At 36.1% G+C, this 7,819-nt stretch carries 9 protein-coding genes; 1 reads left to right on the top strand and 8 read right to left on the bottom strand.

What is annotated here, in order from left to right; genetic code table 11:
* Positions 1-187: 187 nt before the first annotated feature.
* Complete coding sequence (gene kynU, locus WBN20_RS01665) at positions 188-1,474, bottom strand: kynureninase (protein ID WP_424280472.1); 1,287 nt, start codon at positions 1,472-1,474, stop codon at positions 188-190.
* A gap of 69 nt (positions 1,475-1,543) precedes the next feature.
* Positions 1,544-2,053: a GNAT family N-acetyltransferase gene (locus WBN20_RS01660; RefSeq protein WP_424280471.1), complete on the bottom strand. Its 510-nt coding sequence runs from the start codon at positions 2,051-2,053 to the stop codon at positions 1,544-1,546.
* A gap of 20 nt (positions 2,054-2,073) precedes the next feature.
* Between WBN20_RS01660 and WBN20_RS01655 the strand changes: the two genes are divergently transcribed.
* The gene (locus tag WBN20_RS01655; RefSeq protein ID WP_424280470.1) at positions 2,074-2,715 is read left to right on the top strand and encodes an O-methyltransferase; all 642 of its coding nucleotides are present in this window, start codon (positions 2,074-2,076) and stop codon (positions 2,713-2,715) included.
* Here the strand turns inward: WBN20_RS01655 and WBN20_RS01650 are convergent.
* From WBN20_RS01650 to WBN20_RS01625, 6 genes are all read right to left on the bottom strand, one after another.
* The gene (locus tag WBN20_RS01650; RefSeq protein WP_424280469.1) at positions 2,693-3,253 is read right to left on the bottom strand and encodes a phosphatase PAP2 family protein; all 561 of its coding nucleotides are present in this window, start codon (positions 3,251-3,253) and stop codon (positions 2,693-2,695) included. The genes WBN20_RS01655 and WBN20_RS01650 overlap by 23 nt on opposite strands.
* A gap of 8 nt (positions 3,254-3,261) precedes the next feature.
* A complete protein-coding gene (locus WBN20_RS01645; protein ID WP_424272973.1) occupies positions 3,262-3,543 on the bottom strand; it encodes a Sec-independent protein translocase subunit TatA/TatB in 282 nt (93 codons plus the stop codon).
* 86 nt (positions 3,544-3,629) lie between these two features.
* Complete coding sequence (locus WBN20_RS01640) at positions 3,630-5,939, bottom strand: M1 family metallopeptidase (RefSeq protein ID WP_424280468.1); 2,310 nt, start codon at positions 5,937-5,939, stop codon at positions 3,630-3,632.
* A gap of 63 nt (positions 5,940-6,002) precedes the next feature.
* The gene (locus WBN20_RS01635) at positions 6,003-6,524 is read right to left on the bottom strand and encodes a DUF6702 family protein (RefSeq protein WP_424280467.1); all 522 of its coding nucleotides are present in this window, start codon (positions 6,522-6,524) and stop codon (positions 6,003-6,005) included.
* 37 nt (positions 6,525-6,561) lie between these two features.
* Complete coding sequence (locus WBN20_RS01630) at positions 6,562-7,341, bottom strand: carboxypeptidase-like regulatory domain-containing protein (RefSeq protein WP_424280466.1); 780 nt, start codon at positions 7,339-7,341, stop codon at positions 6,562-6,564.
* Positions 7,328-7,819, bottom strand: a 492-nt coding sequence (locus tag WBN20_RS01625) for a hypothetical protein (protein ID WP_424280465.1), incomplete at its 5' end; no start/stop codon positions are given. The genes WBN20_RS01625 and WBN20_RS01630, both read right to left, overlap by 14 nt.

The following is a 7,819-nucleotide window of genomic DNA, read 5'->3' as shown; positions in this document are numbered from 1 at the left end:
GTAACTCTGAAACCCTTTGGTATGATTATAATACAGGGTATTGGCCTTACCTCCAAAATAGCTAACATAGACATTCTTAAGCAATTCAAGCTTTTTGGTCCATATGGCTACATGCTCTAATTTCATTGATTTACATTAAAATACTTTGGAAAACATTTTTAAACCACCATTTTAGAAAGCTAAAAAATCAGGTCTTGGCATTTCTACTCTTACTCAATATTCCTTTTTTCAAAATTTGTCCGAAGTTATACATATCTTCATAACTACAATAAAATGGTGCCGGAGCAAGTCTTATGACGTTAGGCTCCCGCCAATCAGTAATCACCCCATTTTTCATCAAATAATCAAACAAAGATCTACCCTCGCCGTGGATCAAAACAGATAATTGACATCCTCTTTCATTAGGTGTAATAATTTCAAAACTACTATCCACTTCACTATCAATTTCGTGCAGGATAAATTCAAGATATGAGACAATTTTGTTTCGTTTTTCAATCAAAGCATTCATTCCTACTTCTTCAAAGAGGACTAATGAAGCGAGATATGGGGCTAGTGCCAATACCGGAGGATTACTCAACTGCCATGCATCTGCGGTAGCAATAGGTTCAAACTCTTGTTTCATTAAAAAACGTGTCTCTTTTTTGGTGCCCCACCATCCTTCAAATCTTATAATTTTATCCTGATCGAGATGCCTTTCGTGAATAAAGACTCCGGAAGCATTCCCGGGCCCGCTGTTCATATATTTATAACTACACCATGCTGCAAAATCACAGCCCCAATCGTGTAGTTTTAATTCAATATTCCCAGCGGCATGAGCAAGATCCCATCCTACGTTAGCTCCTACAGCTTTGCCTGCACTGGTTATGGTTTTCATATCAAAGACTTGACCATTGTAGTAATTTACCCCCCCCAGCAGTACTAACGCCAACTCATCTCCTACTTCATTAATTTTTTCAACAACGTCTTCGGTATGCCAGTGATGTTCGCCCGGCCGCTTTCGTACTTCTACTATAGTATCTTTTGGATCAAAACCGTGAAAACGCACCTGACTTTGAAGCATATACTGATCTGATGGAAAAGCTTTCTCTTCACATATTATTTTGTAACGTTTTTTTTCTGGCCTGTAAAAAGAAACCATTAAAAGATGCAGATTTACTGTAAGGGTATTCATAACAGATACCTCCTCTGGTTTAGCTCCAACTATCTTGGCTAATGGTTTTGCTAATCTTTCATGATAGTCCCACCAGGGTTTCTTTGAATGAAAGTGACCTTCTACAGCTAAATTCTTCCAATCGTCCATTACTTCATCCACAAAATCTTGTGAATTCTTAGGTTGAAGGCCCAAAGAATTCCCTGTAAAATAAATTACATTTTTGCCATTTAATTGCGGAAAGAAAAACTTATCCCTGAATTTTCTAAGAGGATCATTGATATCCAATTCCTTGGCGCAGGACAATGTATTTTGAAATGACATGGCTAATTTTTTGTCAAAAATACAATATCCATATAAAAGATAGTACTGATTAAATTATCTATTCCATGCTTAGTCCTCCGGTATTCTCATTTCTATGATATGACTTACAAATCCTGCTTTCTCATAAGCTTTTATAGCAGAAATATTATCTGAGTAGACGGTAAGACGAATTTCTTTAAATCCTTTTGATTGTGCCCATTTCCTAAGAGACTCCAAAATCATTTTATTAATTCGCATACCCCTGTATTCAGGAAGGGTATACATAAAGCCGAAATTGGCATACTCTTTATGATTTAAATAAGATCTTGCTCTATTAATAACCGCGGTACCGCAACTAACTATAGTGTTATTTAACTCTGCGACAATAACAGCAACTTCATTGTCTAAAATCATCCCTTTTAAATCATAGTAACATACAGGGTCCTTTCGTATGGTTTTATCAAATGGCCTTTCTGCCTTAATCAACTCCTGTTCAAAAGCTAAAAGAACATCCAAATCAGATAATGTAGCCGTCCTAATGGTTATGTCACCCATGCTTATAGCACCTATTATTAAGCCTAAGATAATATATAAATCCATATTTTTACCAAAAAGGATTTATGCATTTTCTTCCGGAGGCTCTAGAAAACTATATCTCACTTCATTCTCAAAATGAGCCCGATATTTTACGTGAATTAACCCGTGAGACACATTTAAAGGTAGTGCAACCCAGAATGATTACAGGGCACTATCAGGGCAGGGTTCTTAGTATGCTTTCTAAGTTGATTCAACCCGGTAGAATTTTGGAAATTGGTACCTACACGGGATATTCAGCAATTTGCCTGGCAGAAGGGTTGACAAATGAGGGGGTATTGCATACTATAGACATCAATGAAGAACTTTCGGAGATACAGCGTAAATATTTTGACCGAAGTGAATTTGGGGATAAAATAATACAACATACAGGTGACGCATTAAAAATTATTCCTGAAATGGACCAGATTTTTGATCTGGTCTTTATTGACGCCGAAAAGAAGATGTATGATGCCTATTTCGAAGCCGTAATTGAAAAAACAAGACAGGGAAGCATTATATTAACAGACAATGTCCTCTGGTCCGGCAAAGTAGTTGAACCCTTGGATAAAAAAGATATGGTAACCCGAAACCTTCTGGCTTACAACAAAAAACTAAAAAACGATTCAAGAGTAGAAACGGTTATATTGTCTGTTCGAGATGGACTTACACTATGTAGGGTTCTATAGACCTACGATAAAAAAGGTAAAACAAAAAGCCCAAAAGAATACCTATTAGTGCACCAATAATAAGATCTAAAGGATAATGGACCCCTACATATATCCTGCTATAGGCAAATAAAAAAGGCCAAACAAAAAGCAACCAAATAATTGAAACCTTTTTCCTAAGAAACAAAAAAGATATCGTAGTTAATGAGAAGGAAGAGGAAGCATGGCCAGAAAAGAAACTATACCCAGGGGCATTATATAAAACTCTGATAATACCGTTTATTTCTTCGTCGTTATTAGGCCTGAGTCGTTCAAAATAAGTCTTGGTTAAATCGGTAAGACCTAAAACGCAAATTAACAACAGGACTATTGTACATGTAATGAAAAGAGCTTCTTTTTTTGGGTATTTCAGAAAAATTAATGTGAAAAGTAAGATATAAAGAGGAATCCATGAATTGATATTGGTAACTACAAGCCAAAATAAATCAAAATCTTCTGTTCCCAGATTATTTAAATATACTAATGTACTTCTATCCCATTCCAGAAGCTGTCTGAGCATAGCTCCACTTATTTGCGCTTAATACTACCGGTTACGTCGTCAACATTTTTCTTTACTTTGTCAATTTCATTTTTTATATCGTCCGTAAAACTGGTATCAATTCCCTGTTTTTCCGCGCTTTTTTGTATTTCCTTCTTAATATCATCGGTGGCATCTCTTAATTGCCTCATCCCTTTACCCAGTCCTTTGGCAATTCCTGGAATTTTATCCGCCCCAAATACCATTACCACAATAAACATGATAAAAAATATTTCGGCTCCACTTATAAATAAAACTACGGTCGCAAGCATACTACAAATATAATGAAGTTTAGGCGTCAAATAAAAAAAGTCCTGATGTACTACATCAGGACTATAACTTTTTCCCGGAGAAATTATTACTTTCCTTTGATATTTAGTTTAAACTGATCGAATTCAGATCTCTGTTCTTTTTTAGGCCAGGAGTTGTTACTTGCATCAATATCCGCAGTCTCAGATTTTGGGTCTACTACAATACCCACAAGTTCTTTTTCAGAAGAAATAACTCGTTTAAATTCCCGATCATTTTTTCTCCAAATTTGTGGTGGATAAGTGACATTTTCTGTAGAACCATCGGCATAGGTGTATTCAACAATAATAGGCATTGGTATTCCTCCGGGTTTATTAAAAACAACCTCATAAAAATACTTTGGTTCTTCAATCTGAGAACGTTCTTGTGCCGTCATATTATCCATCATGTATTCCTTCAAGGTTTGTGAAGTTTCTATAGGTGCTCTACCCTTAAGGCTTTCTTCAAAATCCTCACTCTCTTCGTCTACAAGGTAGACCAATGGAGGAAAATTCGCTTCTGTGAGACCTCTAGAAATCATATAATCCCTCATTTTTGTTGATGGCTTATCGCTAACATAATATTTTTTCACTCCTTTGACACCAATATCCACATAATCTGTGGTATAAAACCAGCTTCTCCAATACCAGTCAAGATCTACTGCCGAAGCATCTTCCATAGTCCTAAAGAAATCTTCGGGAGTAGGGTGCTTAAATTTCCATCTTTGTGAATAGGTCTTGAAGGCATGATCGAACAATTCTTTACCCATTATAGTTTCACGGAGAATATTTAAAGCCGTTGCAGGTTTACCGTAGGCGTTAGGTCCCAATTGGTATACATTTTCCGGATTAGACATTATGGGTGATATTGTAGATTGATCCCCACTCATGTAAGGCACTATCTTGGAAGGAGCTCCTCTTTTAGAGGGATAAGCCTTGTTTGGGGCGATAACTTCGGGAAATTCTTCACCAAATTCCTGTTCGGCTATGTACTGCATAAAGGTATCAAGGCCTTCGTCCATCCATCCCCACTGTCGTTCATCTGAATTCACAATCATAGGGAAAAAATTATGTCCAACCTCATGAATAATAACGCTTATCATCCCGAATTTAACACGATCTGAATAGCTTCCATTTTCATCTGGCCTACCGTAATTCCAGCAAATCATAGGATATTCCATTCCCTGATTTTTAGCATGTACAGAAATTGCCTTATGATAAGGATAATCAAAAGTATGTGCTGAATACGATTTTAAGGTACTGGCCACAGCTCGGGTGGAAAATTCTTCCCATAGCGGATTGCCTTCCTTGGGATACAAGGAAACAGCCATTACATCTTTGTTCCCAATTTTAACAGCTTGCATGTCCCAAATAAATTTTCTGGAAGTGGCAAATCCAAAATCTCTGACATTCTTAGCCTTAAATTTCCAGGTCTTTTTATCCTCTGAAAACTCTTTTTCAGCATTCTCCGCCTCCTGTTGGGTCACAATCAAAACTGGTTTGTCATAAGACTTTTTGGCCTGCTCATATCGCTGCATCATTTCCTTGGAAAATACTTCTTTCCTGTTAGTCAATTCCCCGGTAGCATCTAAGATATGATCCGCGGGCACTGTAATATTTACCTCATAATCTCCAAAAGGCAGGGCAAACTCTCCCCTACCCCAGAACTGATAATTCTGCCATCCCTCAACATCGCTATAGACAGCCATCCTTGGAAAAAATTGAGCAATTACATAAGACCTGTTCCCATCTTTGGCAAAGTACTCGTAACCAGATCTGGCCCGGTCTATTGTATGATCAGGAATATTGTACCACCACTTTATTGAAAATGAAACCTGACTTCCGCTTTTAAGTACCTGTGGAAGATCAATCCGCATCATTGTTTGATTTATAGTATATGGTAAGTTTTTACCATTGGTGTCTTTGATAAATTCAATATTAAAACCTCCCTCAAAAACTTTTGGCATTAGTTTCTTTACAAAATTTTCCGAACTATAGGCAATGGATAGTTCACTTTCATTTCTCAAAGGAGACTTTGAATCTTTAGCTCTTACATTCTGATCTAACTGAAGCCATAGGTATTCTAAATCATCTGGTGAATTGTTGAAATAAGTAATGGTTTCTTCACCATAAATTTTGGCATTCTTATCATCTAATTCAAGATCTATCTTATAATCTGCCTGTTGCTGATAATAATCAGGACCCGGAGTTCCTGAAGCAGACCTGTATGTATTTGGAGTTGCAAATTCCTCGTAGAGCTGTTTAAATTTGCTTTGATTAGAATGACCTGGTTCTCTTTCTTTTTTAATTTCCTGCTGTGCAAAACCCAAAGTAACAGTTAAACACAATAAGAATGTGAGGGAACAATTTAATTTCTTCATGTAGTTGAATTCTTATTAGAACTGGCGAATTTAGAATTTTTCAACTAATTGTAGTTCAAAATGTTACAAGTTTAACATTCCTTTATTATTTCCTTTAACCAATACAAAACTTTTCTTTTTACCATTAAATCTAAAATGGATTATATTTTGTTGTTCTTCAAACATATCTGTAAGTATATCATTTTCAACTTCGATAGTCTTTAGTTCAGGAAGATCAATATCTTCGATTTCCAAATAACAAATAATTAAATCATTGTCGTATTTCTTTCCCAAAAACACAAAAGCCCTGTCTTTACCATCTGCACTAAAAACCAATTTAGACCTCATATATTTTTCAACATAATGGTTTGTCTCTTTAGATTCTTTCTCAGTAGCCAGATTCATTTTAACACCATAGCGTTCTTCAAGCACATTTTCCAGATCATCAATAAAAATACGGCTGGTAATTTGAAGAGAATTATCCTCTTCGGAATACTGAATATTAGTTACGCTCACGTAAAACTTATGCACTAGTGTAAATGCAAAAAGAGGCACTAGTATTATTAAGACACTATATCGTAAAAAAAGTGTTCCAGGTAGTTTCATAATTTACTTTTTGCAAGATTCGTGCCATGGGTACAAATTACTCTTCTTCAGCCTCCTTCAAATAAGCAGTGCTGCGCAATTTAAGGTACTCCCAAATTTTAAGTTTATCGCGACTGTCTACTACAGTACTGAAAGTAGTATCCACTTCACAAAAATACATGAAGTCCTCTATTTTGTTCTCTGGTACTTTAAGATACTTAACAAATAAAGAATCGGCATAATACTCCCTCACCCTAATTGTGCGCGCATATTTTTCTTGCGTAGCCAATACTCTTTTCAGGTATTTTGTTCTGCCGGAAATGGCATTCATAATAGGATTCAAAGGAACTATTCCACCTCCTGTGGTTGCTTCATTAAGCTTGCGTTCAGCCTGGCTTATTGGTTTTACGTAGGCATTGGGCAGTCCTAAGGTAGATGCTACATATACCTTTTCAGTCTTTAGAATATTCATGTCCCGGCTAAGGTCACCTGATAAGTTGTAAGGCCTGACAACCACTTCATCCAATTCATTAATAAATTCCTCTAATGGTACAATTATAGAGCTGCTTTCCAACATTGCTCTGGATACCACCATGGTTTTACGTTTATACTGAACTGCAGAAAACAGGATGGTGTCATTAAGTTTAGCAGAAATTGAAAAAAGCCCATCTGCATTGGTAATAGTAGCTCTATTGGCAGAGGTATTCATAACATGAACATCGGGAACACCCTTATCTATGCTGGTAACTTTTCCTTCTAACCTGAAAAAAAAAGATTGCGCAGAAGCATTTATTACAACCAGAAAAAAAATCAGGAAAAATTTCTTATTCCTCGGCATTCATCTGTTTTAGAAAGATATTACTTTGGGTTACCAGAAAATCAATGAGTTCAAATTCATTGTCTTTTTGCATTAATGAGCGAGGTGGTATTTTTTCATCACAATAGATTAAAAAAGCATCTATCTGATCCTGAGGTATGTTCAGATCTAAAACAAAAAATTCATCGTCATAAACCAAACGCAATACTTCGCTAACTTTTAATGGTTTTTTATCCTCAACAGTTTCATCCTTTTTGGTATTTACAAGGGCCTTAAATATGTTTACAAAATTAATCCCATCTTTCAATATGCCCCGTGTTATTTTATCCTCGGCAATATTTACAACTTCGGTAGTCTGATCGGTCTCATATTCAAACTTTTTAAAATCCTCATTTTGAAGTTCGAGGAATTTCTTTTGATTTTCCGGACTCACCACAACTTCATCAAGTTGAGTTACCTTTTCGTTAACCTCAACCACCAGCCGGTTATTATCCAATAT

Source organism: Eudoraea sp. (genome assembly GCF_049665975.1).
Classification (GTDB): Bacteria; Bacteroidota; Bacteroidia; order Flavobacteriales; family Flavobacteriaceae; genus Eudoraea.
This window is presented reverse-complemented; position numbering and strand designations above follow the sequence as displayed.